17 protein-coding genes are annotated in these 19,769 nt (G+C 72.2%); 2 read left to right on the forward strand and 15 right to left on the reverse strand.

The window, feature by feature from the left end:
* Positions 1-77 precede the first annotated feature (77 nt).
* The 7 genes from priA to hisD form a co-directional block, all read right to left on the reverse strand.
* A complete protein-coding gene (gene priA, locus ACWEFB_RS27175) occupies positions 78-800 on the reverse strand; it encodes a bifunctional 1-(5-phosphoribosyl)-5-((5-phosphoribosylamino)methylideneamino)imidazole-4-carboxamide isomerase/phosphoribosylanthranilate isomerase PriA (RefSeq protein WP_326556793.1) in 723 nt (240 codons plus the stop codon).
* A gap of 69 nt (positions 801-869) precedes the next feature.
* The gene (locus tag ACWEFB_RS27180; RefSeq protein WP_326556792.1) at positions 870-1,196 is read right to left on the reverse strand and encodes a hypothetical protein; all 327 of its coding nucleotides are present in this window, start codon (positions 1,194-1,196) and stop codon (positions 870-872) included.
* 13 nt (positions 1,197-1,209) lie between these two features.
* Positions 1,210-1,830, reverse strand: a complete 621-nt coding sequence (gene hisH / locus ACWEFB_RS27185; RefSeq protein WP_452289825.1) for an imidazole glycerol phosphate synthase subunit HisH — start codon at positions 1,828-1,830, stop codon at positions 1,210-1,212.
* Entirely contained in the window at positions 1,830-1,988 is a 159-nt protein-coding gene (locus ACWEFB_RS27190; RefSeq protein WP_363597544.1) for a hypothetical protein, read from the reverse strand. The genes hisH and ACWEFB_RS27190 overlap by 1 nt, the downstream gene beginning before the upstream one ends.
* Complete coding sequence (gene hisB / locus ACWEFB_RS27195; RefSeq protein ID WP_452289827.1) at positions 1,988-2,599, reverse strand: imidazoleglycerol-phosphate dehydratase HisB; 612 nt, start codon at positions 2,597-2,599, stop codon at positions 1,988-1,990. Before hisB ends, ACWEFB_RS27190 begins: the two co-directional genes overlap by 1 nt.
* Positions 2,596-3,678, reverse strand: a complete 1,083-nt coding sequence (locus ACWEFB_RS27200; RefSeq protein ID WP_452289829.1) for a histidinol-phosphate transaminase — start codon at positions 3,676-3,678, stop codon at positions 2,596-2,598. The genes hisB and ACWEFB_RS27200 overlap by 4 nt, the downstream gene beginning before the upstream one ends.
* Positions 3,675-5,009, reverse strand: a complete 1,335-nt coding sequence (gene hisD, locus ACWEFB_RS27205) for a histidinol dehydrogenase (RefSeq protein ID WP_452289831.1) — start codon at positions 5,007-5,009, stop codon at positions 3,675-3,677. The genes ACWEFB_RS27200 and hisD overlap by 4 nt, the downstream gene beginning before the upstream one ends.
* Positions 5,010-5,153: 144 nt before the next feature.
* On the opposite strand from hisD, the gene ACWEFB_RS27210 reads away from it, so the two are divergent.
* Complete coding sequence (locus ACWEFB_RS27210) at positions 5,154-5,858, forward strand: LON peptidase substrate-binding domain-containing protein (protein WP_452289833.1); 705 nt, start codon at positions 5,154-5,156, stop codon at positions 5,856-5,858.
* Here ACWEFB_RS27210 and ACWEFB_RS27215 read toward each other — a convergent pair.
* Together ACWEFB_RS27215 and dnaE are read right to left on the reverse strand one after the other, a co-directional pair.
* Positions 5,773-6,624, reverse strand: a complete 852-nt coding sequence (locus ACWEFB_RS27215; protein ID WP_452289878.1) for a DUF2567 domain-containing protein — start codon at positions 6,622-6,624, stop codon at positions 5,773-5,775. The genes ACWEFB_RS27210 and ACWEFB_RS27215 overlap by 86 nt on opposite strands.
* A 199-nt stretch (positions 6,625-6,823) precedes the next feature.
* A complete protein-coding gene (gene dnaE / locus ACWEFB_RS27220; RefSeq protein WP_452289835.1) occupies positions 6,824-10,354 on the reverse strand; it encodes a DNA polymerase III subunit alpha in 3,531 nt (1,176 codons plus the stop codon).
* A 266-nt stretch (positions 10,355-10,620) separates the two neighbouring features.
* On the opposite strand from dnaE, the gene ACWEFB_RS27225 reads away from it, so the two are divergent.
* A complete protein-coding gene (locus ACWEFB_RS27225; RefSeq protein WP_452289837.1) occupies positions 10,621-12,420 on the forward strand; it encodes a hypothetical protein in 1,800 nt (599 codons plus the stop codon).
* 19 nt (positions 12,421-12,439) lie between these two features.
* Here ACWEFB_RS27225 and ACWEFB_RS27230 read toward each other — a convergent pair whose 3' ends face one another.
* From ACWEFB_RS27230 to ACWEFB_RS27255, 6 genes are all read right to left on the reverse strand, one after another.
* Positions 12,440-13,951: an ATPase gene (locus tag ACWEFB_RS27230; RefSeq protein ID WP_452289880.1), complete on the reverse strand. Its 1,512-nt coding sequence runs from the start codon at positions 13,949-13,951 to the stop codon at positions 12,440-12,442.
* Between the two features lie 528 nt (positions 13,952-14,479).
* On the reverse strand, positions 14,480-15,565 hold the full coding sequence (locus ACWEFB_RS27235) for a hypothetical protein (RefSeq protein ID WP_452289839.1): 1,086 nt from the start codon (positions 15,563-15,565) through the stop codon (positions 14,480-14,482).
* Positions 15,566-15,613: 48 nt separating this feature from the next.
* Positions 15,614-16,576: an RluA family pseudouridine synthase gene (locus ACWEFB_RS27240; protein ID WP_452289841.1), complete on the reverse strand. Its 963-nt coding sequence runs from the start codon at positions 16,574-16,576 to the stop codon at positions 15,614-15,616.
* Positions 16,573-17,238 (reverse strand): signal peptidase II, encoded by a 666-nt coding sequence (lspA, locus tag ACWEFB_RS27245; protein ID WP_326556780.1) that lies wholly within the window; start codon positions 17,236-17,238, stop codon positions 16,573-16,575. Before lspA ends, ACWEFB_RS27240 begins: the two co-directional genes overlap by 4 nt.
* Before the next feature lie 104 nt (positions 17,239-17,342).
* Positions 17,343-17,765: a TraR/DksA family transcriptional regulator gene (locus ACWEFB_RS27250; protein ID WP_326556779.1), complete on the reverse strand. Its 423-nt coding sequence runs from the start codon at positions 17,763-17,765 to the stop codon at positions 17,343-17,345.
* A 489-nt stretch (positions 17,766-18,254) separates the two neighbouring features.
* A complete protein-coding gene (locus tag ACWEFB_RS27255) occupies positions 18,255-19,757 on the reverse strand; it encodes a potassium/proton antiporter (protein ID WP_326556778.1) in 1,503 nt (500 codons plus the stop codon).
* Positions 19,758-19,769 lie beyond the last annotated feature (12 nt).

A 19,769-nucleotide genomic window follows, 5' to 3' on the forward strand; every position in this document is an offset into this window, starting at 1 on the left:
GAACGATAGCCCTCAATTCAATTGTGCACAACTGATCTGGGTACGGTCCGCCATCCGCGTGGATGGCGACCCCGGCCCTACTCGGCCAGTACGGCGAGCGCCTCGGCCACGGTGAACGCACCGGAGTAGAGCGCCTTGCCGGCGATCACACCCTCCACCCCGATCGGCTCCAGCGCGGCCAGCGCCCGCAGGTCATCCAGAGTGGACACACCACCGGAGGCGATCACCGGCGCGTCCGTACGGGAGCAGACCTCACGCAGCAGGTCGAGGTTCGGCCCGCGCATGGTCCCGTCCTTGGTGATGTCGGTCAGCACGTACCGGCTGGCGCCGGCCTTGTCCAGCCGCTCCAGGACCTCGAACAGGTCACCGCCGTCGCGGGTCCAGCCACGGGCGGACAGCGTACGACCGCGCACGTCCAGGCCGATCGCCACCCGGTCGCCGTACTCGGCCAGGACCCGGTCGCACCAGACCGGATCCTCCAGGGCGGCGGTGCCGATGTTGACCCGGGCCGCACCGGTGCCGAGCGCCGCCCGCAGTGACTCGTCGTCCCGGATGCCACCGGAGAGTTCCACCTGCACGTCCAGCCGCCGGACCACGTCGGCCAGCAGGTGCGCGTTCGAGCCACGGCCGAAGGCGGCGTCGAGGTCGACCAGGTGCAGCCAGGTCGCCCCGTCCCGCTGCCAGGCCAGGGCGGCGTCCATCGGATCGCCGTACGTCGTCTCGCTGCCCGCGGCGCCCTGGACCAGGCGTACCGCCCGGCCGTCGGCTACGTCGACGGCCGGAAACAGGGTGAGGCTCACAGTGTCTCCTGTGTCTAGGTGATCCGGACTCCGGCGACCCGCCGGTGGTTCCCGGTCACAACGAAGGGTCTAGATCCGGCGCCCGAACGCGAGCACCACGACCGCCGGCAGTACGAGCAGCAGCAACATGATCAAACCCAGGCGCAGGCCCAGGTCGTCGACCAGGAACCAGATCGCACCGAGCACCGCGATCGAGAGCACCGCCACCCCGGCCCGCTGGCTGCGGCTGCGCCGGGCGAACATCCGCCCGGTACGCCGGTCCGGCAGCCGCGGGGTGAGGCGCCGCAGCAGCGTACGCCGCCACTGACGGCGGGCCACCCGCCGGGCGCGTACCGCCCGTGCCTTCTCGGCCTCGGCCTCGCGTACGGCCCGTCGTCGGGCCCGCTCCTTGCTCACCGGCCCGTCCCGCTCACAGCGTCCCCAGCCAGTTGCGGAGCAGGAGCGCACCGGTGTCGGCGGACTTCTCCGGGTGGAACTGGGCGGCGGAGAGCACACCCCGCTCCACCCCGGCGACAAACCGCCCGCCGTGGGTCGCGGTGGTCACCCGCGCCCCCGCCCCGGTCAGTACGTCCCGGTCGGCCGCGGCGTACGAGTGCACGAAGTAGAACCGGGCGTCGTCGGGCAGGCCGGCGAAGAGAACCGAACCGGCGGCCGGGTCGACCGTGTTCCAACCCATGTGCGGCACCCGCTGGGCGGCCAGCCGGGTCACCCCGCCGGGCAGCAGGCCCAGTCCCTTGCTGACCACCCCGTGCTCCTCGCCGTACTCGAAGAGGATCTGCATCCCGACGCAGATGCCGAGCACGGGACGGCCGGCGGCGACCCGCTCGGCGATCACCGGGCCGGCACCGAGCGCCTCGATCCCCGCCATGCAGGCCGCGTACGCCCCCACCCCCGGCACCACCAGGCCGTCGGCGGCTGCGGCGGCGGCCAGGTCGGCGGTGACCGTCACGTCCGCACCGGCCCGGACCAGGGCGCGCTGCGCGGACCGGAGGTTGCCCGAGCCGTAGTCGAGCACCACCACGGCGGGCATCAGGAGTCCCCGGGCAGCAGCCAGAGCACACCACCGGCGGTGGCCAGCAGCGCGAGCAGACCGACGAACCCGATCACGCCGACCGAGGCACCCTGCCGACGCAGCGACCAGACCCCGCCGACCAGGACCCCGGCCAGGACGAACAGCGCCGGTGCCACTACAGCGCGCCCTTCGTGCTGGGGATCAGCCCGGCGTTGCGCGCCTCGACCGTGACCGCCTCGCGCAGCGCCCGGGAGACCGCCTTGAACTGGGCCTCGACCACGTGGTGCGCGTCCGGGTGGCCGCCGTCGCGGGCCGCCCGGAGCACCGACACGTGCAGGGTCATCCTGGCCGACTGGCCGAACGACTCCCAGATGTGCCGGGTCAGGCTGGTCGGGTAGACCGGCCCGATGTACGGCGCCAGCGCCGGCTCGTCGTGCACCACGTACGGCCGACCGGAGAGGTCGACCGCGGCCCGGACCAGCACCTCGTCCATCGGGATGGTGGCCGAACCGTACCGCCGGATGCCGGCCTTGTCGCCGAGCGCCTGGTCGAACGCGGTGCCGAGCGCCAGGGCGGTGTCCTCGACCGTGTGGTGCGCGTCGATCTCCAGGTCACCGACGGTCTGTACGGTCAGGTCGAAACCGCCGTGCCGGGCGATCTGGTGCAGCATGTGGTCGTAGAAACCGACCCCGGTGCTGATCTCGGCCTGGCCGGTGCCGTCGAGATCGATCTCGACCAGGACCTTGGTCTCGTTGGTGGTCCGCTCGACCCGGGCGGTTCTGCTCACAGCGACTCCAGCACGATCGACAACTCGGTCAGAAAGGCATCCGTCTCGGCCGGGGTACCGGCGGTGACCCGCAGCCAGCCGGGCAGGCCGACGTCGCGGACCAGCACCCCCCGGTCGATCAGGGCCCGCCACACCACGCCCTGGTCCCCGCCGACCTCGAACAGGACGAAGTTGGCATCACTCTCGGCCACCCGCAGACCCCGGTCACGCAGGGTGTCGACGATCCGGTCCCGCTGCACCTTGATCGCGTCCACGGTCGCCAGCAGGGCGTCCCGGTGCGCCAACGCGGCCCGGGCGGCGGCCTGGGTGAGCGCCGAGAGGTGGTACGGCAACCGGACCAGTTGCACCGCGTCGACCACCGCCGGGTCGGCGGCCAGGTAACCGAGCCGCCCACCGGCGAAGCCGAACGCCTTGCTCATGGTCCGGGTCACCACCAGCCGGGGGTGGCCGGGCAGCAGGGTCAGCGCGGTCGGCGTACCGGGGCGGGCGAACTCCGCGTACGCCTCGTCCACGACCACCATGCCGGGCGCGACGGCCAGCACGGCGGTGACCACGGCCGGGTCGAGCGCGGTTCCGGTCGGGTTGTTCGGGGAGCAGAGCAGGACCAGGTCCGGGCGGTGCGCCTCGACCTGGGCGACCGCGTCGGCGGCGGTCAGCCCGAACTCCCCGTCGCGCCGCCCGTCCAGCCAGGTGGTGCCGGTGCCGAGCGCCAGCAGCGGATGCATCGAGTACGCCGGGGTGAAGCCCAGCGCGGTCCGCCCCGGCCCGCCGAACGCCTGGAGAAGCTGCTGCTGGATCTCGTTGGACCCGTTCGCCGCCCACAGGTTGGCCGTACCGAGCCCGTGCCCAAGGTAGTCGGCCAGGTCGGCGCGCAGCGCCAGCGCGTCCCGGTCCGGGTAGCGGTTCAGGTCGGCCAGCTCCGCGTGCAGCGCCTTGCCGATCGCGTCCACCACGGTCTCCGGCACCGGGTACGAGTTCTCGTTGGTGTTGAGGCGTACCGGGACCTCCAACTGCGGTGCCCCGTACGGGGACCGGCCGCGCAGGTCCGGCCGCAGTGGCAGGTCGTCCAGGGAGGTCACGACGGCCGCCCCAGCCGCTCGTCCGGGAACCGGGCCGACACCGCCTGCCCGTGCGCGGGCAGGTCCTCCACCTCGGCCAGGGTCACCACGTACGGGGCGACGTCGCGCAGAGCGGTCTCGTCGTACTCGATGATGTGGATGCCGCGCAGGAAGGACTGGACCGACAGCCCGGAGGAGTGCCGGGCACAGCCGCCGGTCGGCAGCACGTGGTTGGACCCGGCGCAGTAGTCACCGAGCGACACCGGCGCGTACGGACCGACGAAGATCGCCCCGGCGTTGCGTACCCGCATCGCCCACTGCCGGGCGTCGACGGTCTGGATCTCCAGGTGCTCGGCCGCGTACGCGTCGACCACCCGCAGCCCCGCCTCGAGGTCGTCGACCAGGACCACCCCGCTCTGCTCACCGGAGAGAGCCACGGTGATCCGCTCGACGTGCTTGGTCGCGGCGAGCTGACGGGTCAGCTCCTCCTCGACCGCGTCGGCGAGTGCCACCGAGGGCGTGACCAGCACGCTCGCCGCCAGCGGATCGTGCTCGGCCTGGCTGATCAGGTCGGCCGCGACGTGGCGTGCGTCGGCGGTCTCGTCGGCCAGTACGGCGATCTCGGTCGGACCGGCCTCGGCGTCGATCCCGACCACCCCGCGCAGCAGCCGCTTGGCGGCGGTGACCCAGATGTTGCCCGGACCGGTGATCATGTCGACCGGTGCGCACCGGGTGGCACCGCTGGCGTCGGTGTCCGCCCCGTACGCGAGCATCGCGACCGCCTGCGCACCACCGACGGCGTAGACCTCGTCGACGCCGAGCAGGGCACACGCGGCCAGCACCCGGTCGTCGGGCAGCCCGCCGTTGTCCCGCTGCGGCGGGCTCGCCACCACCAGCGACCGGACCCCGGCCGCCTGCGCGGGCACCACGTTCATGACCACGGTCGAGGGGTACATGGCCAGGCCACCGGGGACGTAGAGACCGACCCGGTCGACCGGGACCCAACGCTCGGTGACCGTGCCGCCCGGCACCACCTCGGTGCTGGTGTCCGTACGCCGTTGCTCGTCGTGGACCCGGCGGGCCCGCTTGATGCTCTCGTTCAGCGCGGCCCGTACGGCAGGGTCGAGCGCCCGCTCGGCGGCGGCGATCGCCTCGGCCGGCACCCGGAGCTGGTCGAGCTGCACGCCGTCGAATCGATGGGTGGCCTCCCGGATCGCGGTGAACCCGTCCGTATGCACCGCCTCGACGATGGGGCGGATCTGCTCCGCCGCGACCGAGACGTCGAGCTGGGCACGGGGCAGCAGCCCCCGGGGGTCACGCGCGCTACCGCGCAGGTCGATCCGATTCAGCACGCCCACGAGTCTAGGCGGCGCCGCGCCCGGCTCTCCGGGCACGCCCAGCGGGCGGGACGGTGACCCCGGCCACCACCGCCTGCGGGACGACTTCTTCGAACTCGGCGGCGACCCGTACGCGGCAAAAGCGGCTAGGCTCGACCGGTGCACGCACGGCTGCCGGTCTTCCCGCTCGGGACGGTGCTCTTCCCGGGTCTGGTCCTCCCGCTGCACATCTTCGAGGAACGCTACCGGGAACTGGTCCGGCACCTGATCGGGTTGCCCGACGGCACCCCCCGCGAGTTCGGCGTGGTCGCCATCCGCAGCGGTTGGGAGACCCAGCCGGCGCCCGGCCAGGTCGGCCCGGCCGCGCCCGCCGAGGCCGTGACCCTGCACGAGATCGGCTGTACGGCGGAGGTGCGGCAGGTCACCGAGCTGTCCGACGGCCGGTTCGACCTGGTGACGGTGGGGCGGCGGCGGTTCCGGATCAGCGAGGTCGACGAGGGGGCCGCGCCGTACCTGACCGCCGAGGTGGAGTGGCTGCCGGAGCCGGCGGGGCAGGAGGAGGCGGCCGACCTGCTGGCGCCCCGGGTGCTCGCGGTGTTCCGGCAGTACCTGGGGCTGATCCGGGCCGACCCGGAGGAGATCACCGAGCAGTTGCCGGACGACCCGACGGTGCTCTCGCACCTGGTGGCGGCGACCGCCGCGCTCACCGTGGCGGACCGGCAGCGGCTGCTCGCCACCCCGGACACCGCCGAACGGCTCCGCGCGGAGCTGCGGCTGCTCAGTCGCGAGGCGGCTCTGCTGCGCCAGGTGCGGGCGGTTCCGGTGCCGCTGGCGGAACTGGCAGTGCCGCCGAGTCCCAACTGAGGCCGACCGGTTCGGGTTCGGCCCCGAGCCCCGCGTAACGGGACCAACCGGCCAGCATGGTGTACATCACCACGCTGCCGAACGCCGGCAACAGCAGGTCGCCCCGGAGCACCGGGACGAAGCCGAACAGCCATTCGAAGCGACCGGCCCGCAGGTCCGGGGGCTTGCCGAAGCTCGTACCGGCCGCTGCCGTCTCCAGCATCCGCTGGTACTCGCCGAGCCCGATGTGCCGGCCCACCTGCCAGGCGACCACGGCCGCACCGATCGAACCGAGGGCGGCCAGCACCATGCCCACCGGTCCCCGGTAACGGCGCAGGACCCACCACACCACGAGCGCCGCGAGCAGCCCGAAGACCAGGCCGAAGAGGCTGAACCACCCGTCGGCGGCGACGAACTCCTCCGGCTGGGGCTGGGCGAGCACCGCCCCGCCGTCGGCCTGGATCACCGGCACCGAGGGCGCGACCGCCCGCCAGGCGAGGCCGAGCGGGGCGCCGAGCAGGGTCAGCACCAGGACGGTCGCCACCGCCACGGTCAGGGTCCGCAGCGGCGCCCGCGGGCGGGCCGGAGCCGGCTGGTCGTACACCAGGGGGTAGCCGTTGACCGGCGGGCCCGGCGGCTCGGGCGCGGACCCGACGGGCTGTGGCGCCCGGTCCGGTACGCCGCCCGGTGCCCCACCAGCGTCCGTGGCCGGGTCACCAGCGTCCGTGGCCGGCCCGGCGGCGGTACGGGGATCGGCCGGGTCGGGGCCGTCCTGGGCGGCCGTCACGGGTCGCCGGTTCTCGTCCCGGGCGACGCTGGGGTCGTCCGCGGGATGCTGGTCATCGGGCTTTGCCGGGCTCACTCCGTGATCCTCTCAGGCCCACCACCCACGTCGGGCGGCGGATCCGTGGACTGCCCGATCCGCGCGCCCAGCGGCTGCCCGTGGGTCGACAACCGCACCCGAACCGCCGCAGCGCCCACCGGGGTCAGCCCGCGACCGCGCTCGGGCCGAGCAGTGCCTTGAGGTCGGCCATCAGCGCGGTACTCGGGGCCACCCGCATCCGGCCGAGCCGCAGCAGCGTGCCCCGGGAGCCGTTGACCAGCCTGACGTGCACCTCGGCCGAACCGGGATGGCTGGTCAGCACCTCGCGCAGCCGCTCGACCAGCGGCGGGGTGCACCGCGACGGGGGCAACGCCAGGACCACCGGCTTGATCTCGTCGGCGGCGGTGATCTCCGGCATCGACATGTCCATCGCCATCAGCCGGGGCTGGTCGTCGCGGCGGTCCACCCGTCCCTTGACCACCACGATCGCGTCCTCGGCGATGTACTGCCCGACCACCTCGTACGTGTTCGGGAAGAACAGCACCTCGACCGCGCCGCCGAGGTCCTCCAGGGTGGCCGAGGCCCAGGCCCGGCCCTGCTTGGTGATCCGGCGTTGCACCCCGGAGAGGATGCCGGCGAGGTTGATGATCTGCCCGTCGGAGACGTTGCCCTCCTCGGCCAGGGAGGCGATCGACATGTCCGCCGCGGCGGCGAGTACGTGCTCGACCCCGAAGAGCGGATGGTCGGAGACGTACAGGCCGAGCATCTCCCGTTCGAAGGTGAGCAGGTCGGTCTTGTCCCACTCGTTGGTCGGGATCTGCGGGGTGACGATCATGCCGGGGCCGCTGTCACCGGCGCCGAAGGCGTCGCCGAAGAGGTCGTACTGGCCGACCGCCTCGTTGCGTTTCAGGTCGAGGAAGGAGTCGATCGCGTCGGTGTGCACCGCGAGCAGGCCCCGGCGGGTGTGCCCGAGCGAGTCGAACGCCCCCGCCTTGATCAGCGACTCGATGGTCTTCTTGTTGCAGGCGACCGCGTCGACCTTGCGCAGGTAGTCGTAGAAGTCGGTGAACCGGCCCTTCTCCTTGCGGGAGCGGCGGATCGACTCGACCACGTTGGTGCCGACGTTGCGTACGGCGGCGAGGCCGAACCGGATGTCCTCGCCGACCGCGGCGAACCGGGCGTTGGACTCGTTCACGTCCGGCGGCAGGACCTTGATCCCCATCCGCCGGCACTCCGCCAGGTAGACGGCGGACTTGTCCTTGTCGTCACCGACGGAGGTGAGCAGCGCGCCCATGTACTCGGCCGGATAGTTCGCCTTCAGGTACGCCGTCCAGTACGACACCACCCCGTACGCGGCGCTGTGCGCCTTGTTGAAGGCGTAGTCGGAGAACGGGACCAGGATGTCCCAGAGGGTCTTGATCGCCTCGTCGGAGTAGCCGTTGTCCTTCATGCCGGCGGCGAACGGCTTGAACTCCTTGTCGAGGATCTCCTTCTTCTTCTTGCCCATCGCCCGGCGGAGCAGGTCCGCGGCGCCGAGCGAGTAACCGGCCACCTTCTGCGCGATCGCCATGACCTGCTCCTGGTAGACGATCAGCCCGTAGGTGTCGCCCAGGATCTCGGACAGGGACTCGGCCAGCTCGGGGTGGATCGGCACCACCGGCTTGCGCTTGTTCTTCCGGTCGGCGTACTCGTTGTGGGCGTTGGCGCCCATCGGGCCGGGCCGGTAGAGCGCGCCGACGGCGGAGATGTCCTCGAAGTTGTCCGGGGCCATGGACCGCAGCAGGGCCCGCATCGGGCCACCGTCGAACTGGAACACCCCCAGGGTGTCACCGCGCCCGAGCAGGGCGTACGTCGCCTTGTCGTCCAGCGGCAGGTCTTCCAGGACCAGGTCGATGCCCCGGTTGTCTTTGATCGACTCCAGGCAGTCGTCCATGATCGTCAGGTTGCGCAGGCCGAGGAAGTCCATCTTCAGCAGGCCGATGGTCTCGCACGCACCCATGTCCCACTGGGTGATGATCGAGCCGTCCTGCTCCCGTTTGTGGATCGGCAGGACGTCGACCAGCGGGTCACGGGACAGGATCACCCCGGCCGCGTGCACACCCCACTGGCGCTTGAGCCCCTCCAGCCCCTTGGCGGTGTCGACGATCTTCGCCACTTCGCCGTCGGAGTCGTACAGCGCCCGGAACTCGGCCGCCTCCTGGTAACGCGGGTGGGCCTTGTCGAAGATGCCGCCGAGCGGGATGTCCTTGCCCATCACCGCCGGAGGCATCGCCTTGGTGATCCGGTCGCCGACCGCGAACGGGTAACCGAGCACCCGGGCCGCGTCCTTGATCGCCGCCTTCGCCTTGATCGTGCCGTACGTGATGATCTGCGCGACCCGGGCCTCGCCGTACTTCTCGGTGGCGTACCGGATCATGTCACCGCGCCGACGCTCGTCGAAGTCCATGTCGATGTCGGGCATCGAGATGCGGTCCGGGTTGAGGAACCGCTCGAAGAGCAGACCGTGCACCATCGGGTCCAACTCGGTGATCCCGAGCGCGTACGCGATCAGCGCGCCGGCGGCCGAACCACGGCCCGGACCGACCCGGATCCGCTCCCGCTTGGCGTACGCGATCAGGTCGGCGGTGACCAGGAAGTAGCCGGGGAAGCCCATCTTCAGGATCACGTCGAGTTCGTACTCGGCCTGGCGCAGCCGGTCCTCGGGCACCCCGCCCGGGAACCGCCGCTGGAGCCCGCGCATGACCTCCTTGCGCAGGAAGGTCTCCTCGGTCTCGCCGTCCGGCACCGGGAACTGCGGCATCAGGTTCCGGGAGGCGAACACCTCCTTGTAGTCACCGATCTTCTCGGCGATCTCCAGGGTGTTGTCGCAGGCGCCCGGCACCTCGGCGTCCCACATCGCGCGCATCTCGGCCGGCGACTTCAGGTAGAAGTCACGGGCGTCGAACTTGAACCGCTTCGGGTCGGCCATCGTCGACCCGGACTGCACGCAGAGCAGCACCTCGTGCGCGTCGGCGTCGGCGGCGTGGGTGTAGTGCAGGTCGTTGGTGGCGATCGGCTTCAGGTTGAGGGTCTTGCCGAGCCGGATCAGGTCCTTGCGGATCCGGGTCTCGATGTTCAACCCGTGGTCCATCAACTCCAGGTAGAAGTTGTCCGCGCCGAAGATGTCACGGAACTCCGCCGCCGACTCGCACGCCTTCTCGAAGTTCCCGATCCGCAACCAGGTCTGGATCTCACCCGACGGGCACCCGGTGGTCGCGATGATGCCCTTGCCGTACTGGTTGAGCAGTTCCCGGTCGGCGCGCGGCTTGTAGAAGTAACCCTCCAGGCTCGACCGGGAGGCGAGCGCGAACAGGTTGCGCAGCCCGTCCGCGTGCTGGGCCAGCAGGGTCATGTGGGTGTAGGCGCCACCACCGGAGACGTCGTTCTCGCCACCGTCGGCCCACCGCACCCTGGTCCGGTCCCGCCGGTCGGTGCCGGGCGTCAGGTACGCCTCCAGGCCCACGATCGGTTTCACCCCGGCCGCGGTCGCCTGCTTGTGGAAGTCGTACGCCCCGTACAGGTTGCCGTGGTCGGTCATGGCGAGCGCGGGCATGCCGAGCCGGTTCGTCTCGGCGAAGAGTTCCTTGAGCCGGGCCGCCCCGTCGAGCATCGAATACTCGGTGTGCGTGTGCAGGTGCACGAACGAGTCAGACACCGGGACCCCCTTCACCTCAGCGTCAGCACAGCAGGGACCACCCGGGGCACCAGCTGTGGCCGGTCCGGGGGTCGCCAGACCGAGAAGCCTAGTCGCCTCGCGCGGTGCCCGGCACCGGTGACACGGGCCCCTTGAGAAGAGACACATCCGGCTTCCGTCGGCCGCGCCACCTTGACCTCCACCGCACTCGCCACCGACTGCGATACCGTCTCCAACCAGCCGTAGCAGTCCGTCAGGAAGCCGTAGCGTTGCGTCGAAGGGGCAGGATGACAACCCACGACAGCTCGGTTGTGCCCAACCCGCGGCAGGAGGTCGTGGCCCCACCGGAGCAGACCGGAACGGTCCGTACGGACCATCCGGAGACCCGCACCACGGCGACCTCGGCCACCGGGCCGGGCGACACCGGCGGCACCGGCATCGCCGCCGCCGGATCCCGCCGGCTCCCCTGGTACGCGATCGAGGCGGTCGCCAGCGTCGGCACCGCCGTGGCGTTCCTGGCCTGGAGCCGCACCGTCGACGTCGACCCGCTCGACCGCAAGGGGCAGGTCAGCGGTCTGGCCGCGCTCCAGTTCCGGTTCGCGGTGGTGGCCATCGTGCTGGTCACCGCCCTGGTCCTGGCCCACCGGCTGCTCACCCCGGGACGGCGGGGCCGGGCGGTCACCGTCGGCTGCGCGGTCATCGCCGGACTGACCACCGGGCTGGTGGCCGGGGGCATCGACGTCGCGTTGCGCGGCACCGAGTGGGGACTGTGGGCCGGCGGCGGCGACTACGCCTGGATCCTCGACTGGATCGGCCGGATGACGCGGGGCGAGACCGTGCCGAACCACTACCCGCCGGCCATCTTCTGGCTGATCCGGGGCTGGGCGAAGGTGAGCGACCAGTCCCACGCCTTCGCCATCAAGGAGATCCAGCTCGTCGGCACCGCCCTGTTCGGCCCGGCCGCCTACCTCGCCTGGCGGCTGGTCCTCCGCCCGGTCTGGGCACTGGGCATCGGCGTGGTCGCCATGCTGCCGTTCATCGAGCCGGTCAAGCCGTACCCGCAGATCACCCTGGTCATGCTGATCCCGGTCCTGGTCCGCTACCTGCAGACGGTCCGCCGGACCGCCGGGCTCGACCTGCGGCGTACGGTCGGACTCGGCCTGGCCTACGGCACCGGCCTGGGCCTGCTCTTCCTGCTCTACTCCGGCTGGTTCGTCTGGTGCGCCGCCGGGGTGGCCGCCGCGTTCCTGCTCCTGGCGCCGTGGCGACGGGCCTGGGCGAAGGTCCTGCTGCTCGCCACGTCGACACTCGCCGCCCTGCTGGTGGTCTCCTGGGTGCACCTGCGGGGACTGCTCGCCGGCACCGGCGGCACCGCCGACAACTACTTCTACTTCGACACCGACACCGAGCCCGCGTACGTCGCCATGTGGCGCAACGACCGACCGGCCGACGCCGGACCGGCCTGGCCGCCGCTGGGTGAACTCGGTGGGGTGGGGCTGTTCACCATCGGACTCGTGGTCGGGCTCGGGCTCGCGCTCTGGTTCGGCTGGCGCCGGACCGTGGTGGTCACGGTCGGGCTCTGCGCGGTCAGCGCCTGGCTGCTGCGGATGTGGCTGGCCAGCGAGCAGTGGGAGACCCTGACCGTACGCCTCTATCCACGTACGACCATGGTCCTGCTCTACTGCCTGCTGATCCTCACCGGCTTCGGGCTGCTGTTCGGGTTCACCGCCCTGCGCGAACGGCTGGCCGCCCGCCCCGATCCCGCGGCCACACCTCGCACCGGCGTCCCGTTCGGGATCATCTGCATCCCGTTGCTGCTGCTCCTCGCCTCGGCCGGTTCCGCGATGACGGACCAGTACATGCCGGACAGCCGGCGCAACAGCACCGGTTACTTCGCCTGGATCGCCCACACCAGGTGGTACCCGCACGGCGGGACCTGCTCGGCGTACGGCCGCCTGCACGACTGCGGGAGATCCGACCGGTCCACCTCACCGGCGGCCGGCGACAGCACACCCGCCCCGGCGAGCCCCACGCCCGTACCCGCGAGCGCCTCCCAGCCGGCCCCGACGCCGTCGGGTACCGGGTGACGGCCGGGCGGCCCGGGACTCAGCGGGCGAACGGCTCGATCATGACCGAGGCCGCCTTCAGCCAGGCCTGCCGGGTGTCGTGCTGGAGGTTGCCGTACTCGATCGACGAACCGCTCTCCAGCGCCGGGTCGTACGGCACCACGACCACCGCGCGGGTACGCGTGGCGAAGTGCCGTTCCAGGTCGGCCTGCAACGGCGACCGGCCCGGTGTGGGGCAGGAGACCAGGGTGACCGCGTTGTCGGCCAGTTCACCCATGCCCACCTCGTGCAGCAGGTCGAGCATCCAGTCGGCCGCGAACGCCGCGTCCTCGCGGGGCACGGTGGTGACCACCAACTGGTCGGCGGCCTGGATCACCGTCTGCCAGTTGACGCTCTCCACGTTGTTGCCGGTGTCGACGCAGATCACGTCCTGGGTACGCCGCAGCAGGTCGAGCACCCGCCGTACGGTCTGCTGGTCCAGTCGGGACGCGAACCGGGGGCTCTCCTCACCCGCCAGCACGTTGTACGACCCGTCCGAGGCGTGCCGCAGGTAGTCGTCGAGCCGCCCGGTCAGGTCCGTACCGGTGCGCAGTTCGACCTCGGCCAGGTCGGTGATCAGGTGCCGGATGGTACGGGCGTGCCGGGCGCTGCCGGCGCGCAACCCGAGGGTGCCGCGCAGCTCGTTGTCGTCCCAGGCGAGCACCCCCCGGCCCCGCACACTGCCCACGGTGGCGGCGGCGAGCACCGTCGCGGTGGTCTTGTGCACCCCGCCCTTCGGGTTGGCGAAGGCGAGCACCCTGGGGGTGCCGAGGTCGCGTCGCAGCACGCTGACCGCGCGGTCGACCTCGGCGTCCGGTGCGCCCTCCCGCCACTCGACCCGGCCGGGAGCGCCGTAGGAGTTGCCGTTCGCGGGTGCCGCGGCGCCCCGGACGGCGGCACCGCCGCGTACCGGTGCGACCCGGGCCGCCGCCGAGACCGGTGCGGGTGCCACCGGGTCCGGCACCGGCGGCACGACCGGGGTGATGATGGGCGGCGCGATGATCGGGGGCGGTCCGGCCGTCGGGCCGGCGGTCGGCAGCGGAACCGCGGTCGGTACCGAGGCCGCGCCGACCGAACCGGACCGGGCCGGGGCATAACCGGGATCGACCCGGCCGTACGCGGTGGGATCGGCCCGGCCGTGGTCGGGCTCGGGGCGACCGTAGGCGGGAGCGTCCGGGCGACCGTGGTCCGGCTCGGGGCGACCGTAGGCGGCCGGGTCCGCGCGACCGTATCCCGGTTCCGCCCGGCCGTAACCGGCCGCGTCGGGCCGGCCGTACTCAGGCTCGGTGCGACCGTAGGTGGGAGCCTCCGGGCGGCCGTAGCCGGCGGGGTCCGCCCGACCGTAGTCGGGCTCGGGGCGGGCGTAACCGGCGGCGTCCGGGCGGGTGTAGCCCGGCTCGGCCCGGCCGTAACCGGCCGCGTCGGGGCGGCCGTACTCCGGCTCGGGGCGACCGTAGGCGGTCGGCTCGGCCCGGCCGTAGCCCGGCTCCGCCCGGCCGTAGTCCGTCTCCATCGGGGTCCGGCGGTACTCGGACTCCAGGGCCGCGTAGCGGGACTCACCGGGCTGCGCCGGCTCCTGGCGGTAGCCGTTGTCGAGGACGGAGTAGCGGGACTCACCCGGATCCGGTCCGTAACCCGGACCGGCCGGGTTCACCGGCTCCGGACGGTAACCGACGTCGGCGGGATGGCCGACGTCGGACCAGTCCTGCTGCCCACCACCGGACCGGGGGCCGGCGAGTTCCGCGGACGCGCCGGCGGCCCGAAGGTCCTCCACCCAGCGGTCTTCCGGTTCGGGTTGTTCAGCGGAGCGGCTACCGCCGCCAAGCCGCGCTCGGTCCAGCAACGCGCGCCAACGCGGTGCTGGTTCCGCCGGCCGGCTCCAGCCGGTCTCGGTGCCGTCCACGGCTTGCCCTCCCAGCGCCCTCGGTGCCCCGCCTGACAAGGCTATGAGGCAAACCCTATTAAGGCCACACCGGAGGGCCGACACCAGTGTCCGGTTCGCCAGACAATGCGTTGACCCCGCGGGTGCGACCGTCGCCGCTCAGCGAGCCGCCACCAGTTCACCTTCCGTGGGCTCCACCAGGTAATCGTCGACCAGACTCGGGGGCGCCGACGGCACCGGTGACGACGGTTCCGCCGAGACGACCGGGGTCGTCGGCGAAATCGACGGCGGACCGGTGGTCGGTTCGAACGTCGTCGGACTCACACTCGGCGGCACCGGCGGCGGAGCCTGCGTCGGCGGCACCGGCGACCCGGTGGCGGGGTTCGGGGCCGGGTCGGTGCTCGGCCCCCCGGTAGCCGAGGGGACGGGCAGCCCGGCGTCGGCCGGTGGGTGGGCCACGTCGAGCTGGTCGGGTAGCGGCGGGGTGAACACCGCCCGGTCGAGGCGGCGTACCTCCGGCGCCGGGTCGACCGCCCGTACCCCGGGTCGGTCCGCGATCCGGTCCAGCGCCGCCGGTGCGGCCCGGACGATGGCCGCGTAGACACACGAACAGAGCTCGTTGTACGCGGTCGCCTCGTCGAGTGCGACCTGCGCCCCGGTGTCGTACAGCCGACGCAGCTCCGGGTCGCCGTCGGCGGGCAGCCCGGCGGCACGCTCCCGGTAGTCGGCGGCCTCCCGGTCCTTGCGCTCGGCGACCTTCCGCATCCCGGCGAGCACGTCGTCCGGGATGCGCATGGCCGGGATGCGGACGAGTTCCGTCTGGGTCTGCGGCAGCGGCACCCGGGCGAAGACCTCCGAGACGGACACGTCCGAGATGATCGGGGTCAGCCGGTCCGGTGCCAGGTACGCCGCGAAGGTGACCAGCGCGTACGTCTGCCCGCCCGGACCGGTCGGCGGCGTGTTGACCAGCGCCTTCAACTCGGTCCGGCTGGACTCGACGTAACCGGGGATCGACTCCCCCTCGATCACCCCGACCCGGGTCACCTCGCCGACCGTCGGGTCACCACCGACCTGCCCCCGGTCCGCCGCCCAGACCGCGGTGACCAGTACGGCGACCGAGGAGAGCAGGGCTGCGGTGGTGAGCACCCGCATCCGCAGCGGCCCCTGGCCGAGCCGGGCCAGGCTCCGGGCGAGCGGTGGGAGCAGGCGTCGATCCAACTGACGCAGCAGGTCGCCGGCACGCACGGTCGGCACTCCCCCTTGTCGGACGGTCGATGGTGGTCGCTTCGACGCTCAGTCGCGCAGTACGGCGAGCGCCTTCCTCAGATCGTCAGGGTAGTCGCTGACGAAGCGAACCTCTTCGGCCGTACGGGGGTGGAGAAAACTGAGCTCTCGGGCATGCAGCCACTGCCGATCCAGTCCGAGTCTGGCGGAAAGCGTCGGGTCCGCGCCGTACGTCAGGTCACCCACGCAGGGGTGACGCAGGGCGGACAGGTGCACCCGGATCTGGTGCGTACGCCCGGTCTCCAGCCGTACGTCGAGCAGGCTCGCCGCCGGGAACGCCTCGAGGGTGTCGTAGTGGGTGATGCTCGGCTTGCCGTCGGCCATCACCGCCCACCGCCAGTCGTGGGTGGGGTGCCGGTCGATCGGCGCGTCCACGGTGCCGCGCAGCGGGTCGAGGTGTCCCTGGACCACCGCGTGGTAGCGCTTCTCCACCTCGCGCACCTTGAAGGCCCGCTTGAGGGCGCTGTACGCCTGCTCGCTCTTGGCCACCACCATCACGCCGGTGGTGCCCACGTCGAGCCGGTGCACCACGCCCTGCCGTTCGGCGGCGCCGCTGGTGGCGATGGTGTGGCCGATGCCGGCCAGGCCGCCGATCACCGTCGGTCCGGTCCAGCCGGGGCTGGGGTGGGCGGCGACGCCGACCGGCTTGTCCACCACGACGATGTCGTCGTCGGCGTAGATCACCCGGAGGCCGTCCACCGACTGCGGGATGACCTGCGGGGCGACCGCCGGTGCCGGCAGGGTCACCTCCAGCCAGGAACCCGCGCTGACCTTGTCGGACTTGGGGCGGGGGGTGCCGTCGACCAGCGCGTCACCGGCTTCGACGAGGGTGGCGGCGGCGGTCCGGGAGAGCCCGAACAGGCGGGCGACGGCCTGGTCCAGGCGCATCCCGTCGAGTCCGTCGGGCACCGGCAGCGACCGCTGGTCGCCGACCGCGCGGGCCGGTCCCGATCCGTACGTGGAGGAGGTCATCGCACATCCCGATCTCGACTGCCCGGTTCGGCGTCCGGGTTGTCCGGTGCCGTCCGGGTCTCGGTGGAGGCGTCCCGGTCGGTCCCGTCGTCGGCGCCGGCCGAGCGGTTCCGGACCCGGGTGCCGTCCCGCTGCCGGCCGGTGAGTTCGAGCAGGATCGCCAGGATCACGCCGCTGACCAGGGCGCTGTCAGCGAGGTTGAAGATCGGCCAGGTCTGCCCGTACGGGTCGAAGAGGCTGACCATGTCGACCACGTGCCCGAGGAACGGGCCGGGTGCCCGGAAGATCCGGTCGGTGAAGTTGCCCAGCGCACCGGCGAGCACCAGGCCCAGGGAGATGGCCCAGGGCAGCGAACGCAGCCGGGTCGCCATCCAGCTGATCCAACCCACCACCGCGACGGTGACCAGCGGGAAGACCCAGGTGTACTCGGAGCCGAGACCGAACGCGGCGCCACTGTTGCGGATCAGGGTGAGGTAGACCGCGCCGCCGAACAGCCGTACCGGCTCGCTGGGGGTCAGGGCCGACAGGGCCCACTGCTTGGTGCCGAGGTCGGCGAGGAGGACCAGAACCGCGGTCGCCACGAGGATAGTGATCGCCCGCCGTCGGCCCACACCCACCTTCGGTACGGCGGTGTCGGGTCCGGCGGGGCGTACTGCGGTCATCTGCTCCCCATCGACGTTCAGCGGGACTGCCTCTCACCTTTCGGCGACGCGGTCCCGTCGGCCCGGCGCGGGCGGGGTTGCGCCCGCCGCGCCGAGCCGGTCGCTCAGCGTCGCTCTTCCAACTGCTTGCACGAGACACACAGGGTGGCGGACGGGAACGCGGCGAGCCGCTCCACCGGGATCGGGTTGCCGCACTTCTCGCACCAGCCGTAGCCGCCCTCGTCGAGCCGCTCCAGCGCCCGTTCCACCTGCGTGATCCGCTCCAGGATGCTGTTGGCGAGAGAGATCTCCTGCTCCCGCTCGAACGTCTTGGTCCCGGTGTCGGCCTGGTCGTCCCCGGCCGAGTCGGTCAGCCGGTCGCGCTGCAGCTCGGTAATCTCGCTCAGGGTCTGATCGTACTCGGCGCGCAAGTCGTCACGCCGGGCTGCCAGGGCGGCCCGGATCTTCTCCGTCTCCGCGGGGCTGCGGGTGGCCTTCTCCGCCGACTTGCGTCCCGCTGCGGTCTTGGTGTCAGCTGGCTTCGCCATCGTCGCTCCCTCGGCCGCGTTCCCCGCGGCGATCGGCGGTGCCTGGACTCGTCTGTTCCGCGACCCGGAGGTTGGATCCGGCCGCGCCGTTCGGGGCCGTCGCGCCGTTCTCCGACGACCTCGGTGCCCGTCTGGCCGCCGCCCATTTCGCCAGGGTCGCCGGACTGGGCGGTGTGACCGGTGTTACCGCCGGCGGAGGTCCGTCGGCGGCCGGAGCCGTCCGCGGTGTCTCCGCTGCCGTTGTGTTCGCCGACTGTTCGGCGCCGGAATCCACCGGCGACGAGCCGGAATCCGGGGCCGCCCCGCCCGCGGTTTGCGCCCGCTCGGCCATAGCGTCCCCCAGTTGCAAAACGGGCGCGCGGCGGGCCGCCGCGCACTCCGGAGGTTGGCAAGAATACGGAACGTACAGACGTCCGACAACACGCCGCACCGATGTCACGCATTTCAGCCCGGAGTAATCCCTAATCCGGGCAAAAAGAACCTAGCAGATCATGTGTCACGATCGTCCCCGCTTTCGCCGAACCAGCGGGCCAGTCGCCCGCGTCGGCTGACCGCCCGCAGCCGGCTCTCGGCGGCGTCCCGGACCTGCTCGGTGGCGACCACGAGCAGGCTGTCGCCGACCTTCAACCGGGTGTCCGGAGCCGGGACGAACCCGCTCCCCTCGCGCAGCACCAGGGTCACCGAGGCGCCGACCGGGAGCCGGAGTTCGTCGATGTGCACCCCGGCGAGTCGGGAACCCGACGGGATCTCCAGCTGCAGCAGGTCCGCGCCCATCCGCTCCAGCGGGGCCGTCTCCACCCGCAGTTCGGACACCTCCGCCGGGGCGACCACCCCGAGCCAGCGAGCCACCGGGGCGAGCGTCGAGGTCTGGACCACCGTGAAGATCACCACCAGTACGAACACCGCGTCGAAGAGCCGGTCGGCGCCGGGCATCCGTTCGGAGAGCGGGATCGTCGCCAGCACGATCGGCACCGCCCCGCGCAGCCCGGCCCAGGACAGGAAGACCTGGTCGCGCAGCTTCGTACCGAACGGTGAGGCGGAGACCGCGACCGACAGCGGCCGGGCCACGAAGACCAGGGCCACCCCGGCGACCACGGCCGGCAGCAGCGCGTTGCCCAGGCGGCCGGGTGAGACGAGCAGCCCGAGCAGGACGAACAGCCCGATCTGGGCCAGCCAGGCGAGCCCGTCGGCGAAGCCCAGGATCGACTGGCGGTGCGGGAGGCGGGCGTTGCCCAGCACCACGCCCGCGACGTACACGGCGATGAAGCCGGAGGCGTGCAGCACGGTGCCGGCCCCGTACGCGAGCACGGTCAGTCCGACCGCGGCGATCGGGTAGAGACCGGAGGACGGCAGCGCGGCCCGGCGCAGCGTCCACCGCCCGCCGATGCCGACCAGGAAGCCGATCGCCGAGCCGATGACCAGTTCGTAGACGACCAGGAGCACCTCCCACCACCACGGGTGGGCGCCGAGGGCCGGGGTGGCGAGCAGGATGACCAGCAGCACCACCGGGGCGTCGTTCATGCCCGACTCGGCCTCGAGGGTGGCGACCATCCGGGGCGGCAGCCGGAGCCGGCGGAGGGTGGCGAAGATCGCGGCCGCGTCGGTGGAGGAGAGCACCGCCCCGTAGAGCAGGGCGAGCCGCCAGTCGAGCCCGAGCAGGAGGTGCACCGCCACCCCGACCACGGCGATGCTGACCACCACCCCGACGGTGGAGAGCAGTACGGATACCCCGAGCACCGGTCGCAACATGCTCCACCGGGCGGTCAACCCGCCCTCGGCGATGATCACGATCAGCGCGCAGAAGCCGAGGACGCGGGTCAGTTCGGCGTCGTCGAACCGGATGCCGAGTCCGGACTCGCCGATCGCCACGCCGATGGCCAGGTAGACAAGGAGGCTGGGCACGCCGAGCCGGGTCGAGAGCCGGACCGCGCCGACGGCGATCAGCAGCACCGCCGCTCCGACCAGGAGGGCGACATCGAGGCCGTGCGTCATGCGCGCCCCGCG

This window comes from Micromonospora sp. NPDC004704, from assembly GCF_053601675.1.

Bases quoted from the DNA above. Each gene is read 5' to 3' on its own strand.
- hisH (WP_452289825.1), bottom strand. From the start codon at position 1,830: ATGCCCGCCGTGGTGGTGCTCGACTACGGCTCGGGCAACCTCCGGTCC.
- ACWEFB_RS27225 (WP_452289837.1), top strand. From the start codon at position 10,621: ATGACAACCCACGACAGCTCGGTTGTGCCCAACCCGCGGCAGGAGGTC.
- ACWEFB_RS27230 (WP_452289880.1), bottom strand. From the start codon at position 13,951: ATGGAGACGGACTACGGCCGGGCGGAGCCGGGCTACGGCCGGGCCGAG.
- ACWEFB_RS27240 (WP_452289841.1), bottom strand. From the start codon at position 16,576: ATGACCTCCTCCACGTACGGATCGGGACCGGCCCGCGCGGTCGGCGAC.
- lspA (WP_326556780.1), bottom strand. From the start codon at position 17,238: ATGACCGCAGTACGCCCCGCCGGACCCGACACCGCCGTACCGAAGGTG.
- ACWEFB_RS27250 (WP_326556779.1), bottom strand. From the start codon at position 17,765: ATGGCGAAGCCAGCTGACACCAAGACCGCAGCGGGACGCAAGTCGGCG.
- ACWEFB_RS27255 (WP_326556778.1), bottom strand. From the start codon at position 19,757: ATGACGCACGGCCTCGATGTCGCCCTCCTGGTCGGAGCGGCGGTGCTG.